This is a genomic window from Actinomadura geliboluensis (assembly GCF_005889745.1).
GTDB lineage: Bacteria > Actinomycetota > Actinomycetes > Streptosporangiales > Streptosporangiaceae > Spirillospora > Spirillospora geliboluensis.
Window position 1 is genome coordinate 1 of the sequence record NZ_VCKZ01000688.1, and the last position, 2,124, is coordinate 2,124.

Sequence of the window (2,124 nt, forward strand, 5' to 3'; positions counted from 1 at the left end):
CATCCCGCCCCCGCCCTGCCTCCGCAACTGACCACCGCCGAGCGTGATGAGGCCAAACGGTTGCGCCGCGAGAACTCCGTGCTCAAGCGGGCCAATGAGATATTGAAGGCGCAAGCGCGCTTTTCACCACCGAGCTCGGCCAGCCCCGGACGAAGGAGTCATGCTGGTCGACCAGCCGCGTGACCGCTTCGGGGTCGAGCCCGTCTGCCGGGTCCTGAACCTGTGCCCGGGCACCCACTGCGGCCGCAAACGCCGCCGACCCTCAGCCCGCGGCCAGCGCAATGCGGTCCTGAGCGAGCAGATCGAGGCAGTTCATCAGGCCAGCTATGGCACCTACGTGCGCCTACCGCGTGCACAAGCAACTGCGCCGACAAGACGTGCAGGTGGCGCGCTGCACGGTAGAACGACTGATGCGCGCCCATGGCTTGCAAGGCGTGCACCGCCGCGACCGGCGGCGCACCACCGCCCCCGACGAGTCGGCGCCGCGGCCGCCGGACCTGGTCAATCGGCAGTTCTCGCCAACCGGCCAGACCGGCTGCGGCTGGCCGACATCACCTATGTGCGCACCTGAGAGGGGTGGATGTACGTGGCTTTTACGCCGGACGCCTTCTCCCCGCCGGATCGTGGGCTGGCAACTGGCCGATCACCTGCGCACCGACCTGCCGCTGGAACGCACGGGAGATGGCGCTGTGGCAACGCGGCCGCGAACGGCCAGTTCGGGCGGGCGCCCTGATCCATCACTCCGACCGGGGCTGCCAGTACGTCAGCTTCCGCTACCAGGCTGACCGACCTGGGCGTGACCGCCTCGGTCGGCTCGGTCGGCTCGGTCGGCTCGGTCGGCGATTCATATGACAACGCGATGGCCGAGTCGCTGAACGCCAACCGGTGCCAGAGAAACCGGTCTTCATCGAACCCGGTGGCCTTCAACCCTCACCTGTTCATCTCGCTGAACACCGCGCTGGACGACAGGCCAGTTTGCCTGGACTACTCCAGACCCCTTCCGGGTCTGCCCGCGCCCCTCGGGCGGCTCCGAATCCACCGGCAGCTAGAAGAGGCGGCTAGCAGCCGGCGGCCATGCCCTGTGCTGGGTAGCTGGCCAGATCACCGCTCGGGAAGCTTGGGGAGCACCTTGCAGACACGGATACGGCCGTTCAGCCCGGTCCATCTCAGCCTCTCGGTCAGCCGGGGACCCGGCCCCACGAGCACCAGTTCGCCACCAGCAGCCTCTGCTTGCCTGCACAGCCGCACGAAGGCGTTGAGCCCCGACGAGTCACAGAAGCTCACCTGCGACAGCATCAAGGCGATACGCGGTGGTGTCTCCTGCACGATCAACTTGCCCACCCGATCGACCAGCGCTGGAGCCGTAGCGACGTCCAACTGCCCCCGTAGCTCAACCGTGAGCCACCCTCCATCCATCTCGACGACCGCACTCAGCCGTCGGACAGATGATTCCGCGTGCGGCAACCCGGTCATCTCGTCTCCATCCCCCGACACAGCACAGCTCTCAACTCATGCCCGGATGCCGAGCCGCCATCCCGCCCACCACCGTCGAGCAGGGCTCCACCGCTGGAGGCCCACCACGACCGTGGGCATCGAATCGGTCTCGCCCAGGCCATCCCCGATGTCTGCTCTACGCCCCAGTGGGTGCACGGGCTCGGCTCGGCCTCCGGTGCGCAAGAACGGTCAGCGCGCCGCCGTGGCCTCCCCGCGTCGAGACTTGCGTCCAGGCCCTCACTGACAGAGCATGTAGCCCTCCCACCCCCGGGCAGAGGCGAGCTAGGCGATGGAGCCACTGCGCACATCGGCTGCGACACACGGCATCTTCACCGTGATCACCCTTGTCGGTGAACTCGACTACGCCACCGCCGACCGCGCACATGGCCAGTGCCAGCAGGCCCTCGCCAAGCCAGCCCACACCTCATCCTCGACGTTTCGGCTTGACCTTCACGGACTCCAGCGGACTGGCCGTCCTGGTACACGCCGACCAGCTCGCACGCGCGCTCAAGCGGCCAGTGACCCCCCTCGTTGGAGCCTCCCGGCCGGTTAAGCAAATGCTTGCGATCACCGCTTTACCGAGTGCTTCGCCGTCTACCCCACCCTCCAAGCCGCCCCAGACCATCGCCA

2 protein-coding genes and 1 pseudogene are annotated in these 2,124 nt (G+C 67.6%); 2 read left to right on the forward strand and 1 reads right to left on the reverse strand.

Going from position 1 to position 2,124, the window contains the following annotated elements:
- Positions 1-183, forward strand: a pseudogene (locus ETD96_RS46335) (hypothetical protein); the annotation flags it as partial.
- A 143-nt stretch (positions 184-326) separates the two neighbouring features.
- A complete protein-coding gene (locus tag ETD96_RS48370; protein WP_138642313.1) occupies positions 327-785 on the forward strand; it encodes an IS3 family transposase in 459 nt (152 codons plus the stop codon).
- Positions 786-1,101: 316 nt separating this feature from the next.
- Here the strand turns inward: ETD96_RS48370 and ETD96_RS43520 are convergent, their stop codons facing one another.
- Positions 1,102-1,473: an STAS domain-containing protein gene (locus ETD96_RS43520; RefSeq protein ID WP_138642314.1), complete on the reverse strand. Its 372-nt coding sequence runs from the start codon at positions 1,471-1,473 to the stop codon at positions 1,102-1,104.
- Positions 1,474-2,124: the final 651 nt, after the last annotated feature.